Consider the following 774-nt stretch of genomic DNA (forward strand, 5'->3'; position numbering starts at 1 on the left):
TCCGAACAGCGAGCCCACGCGCTGCAGGGCTGGCTTCATCACTACAACTGGCATCGACCACATGCCAGCCTTGGCTACAGGCCACCCATCACCCGAATCCCACTGAACAACGTGGTGGGTTTACACAGCTAGGCGTCGACAGGATGTTCAGGTGGCCGTACGGCCGGATGTCCGACGCCGGCGGCGGATCAGGCCGAAAGGTTCGACTTCTTGGGCAGCTGCGCCTTCAGGAATGCCATCTGGTCCGCCAGGATGTTGCGGTTGGACAGGATCAGGTGCTCGATCCAGCTGGGCCGGTACGGCACGGCCAGCAGCGGCATGTGGGCCTGCTGCGGCGTGCGGTTGCTCTTGCGTGAATTGCAGTGGAAGCAGGCCGTCACCACGTTCTCCCAGACGTCCTTGCCGCCCTTGGACAGCGGCAGGACGTGGTCGCGGGTGAGGTGGGGACGGGAGAATTCGTGGCCGCAGTACAGGCACAGGTGCGCGTCGCGGGCGAACAGGGCCGTATTGGTCAGCGTGGGCGTCGGCGACAGCGCATGCGCACGGGCATGACCGCGGGACGCCACGATGGGATGCAGCTCGATCAGGCTCTGCTCGCCGGTCAGGCGGCTGACGCCTCCATGCACGTGCAGGCAGGGATCGCCGAGCGTCCACGCCACGGCACCGCGCGCATACAGGCAGGTCGCGTCCTGCCAGTTGATCCAGTCGAGCACGCGGCCGTGGGCATCCAGCGACAGCAGGCGCAGGGCGGCGGGGTGCGGGCGGGGAGACGAC

2 protein-coding genes are annotated in these 774 nt (G+C 67.1%); one reads left to right on the forward strand and one right to left on the reverse strand.

Annotated features, from left to right (window positions below; genetic code table 11):
* The coding region (locus CSC76_RS18835; protein ID WP_162110179.1) for an integrase core domain-containing protein at nucleotides 1–132 on the forward strand (132 nt) is incomplete at its 5' end.
* A 56-nt stretch (nucleotides 133–188) separates the two neighbouring features.
* On the opposite strand, the gene CSC76_RS18840 is transcribed toward CSC76_RS18835, so the two are convergent.
* Entirely contained in the window at nucleotides 189–746 is a 558-nt protein-coding gene (locus tag CSC76_RS18840) for an HNH endonuclease (RefSeq protein WP_162111488.1), read from the reverse strand.
* Nucleotides 747–774 lie beyond the last annotated feature (28 nt).

The organism is Pseudoxanthomonas mexicana (assembly GCF_010093385.1).
GTDB lineage: Bacteria > Pseudomonadota > Gammaproteobacteria > Xanthomonadales > Xanthomonadaceae > Pseudoxanthomonas_A > Pseudoxanthomonas_A mexicana.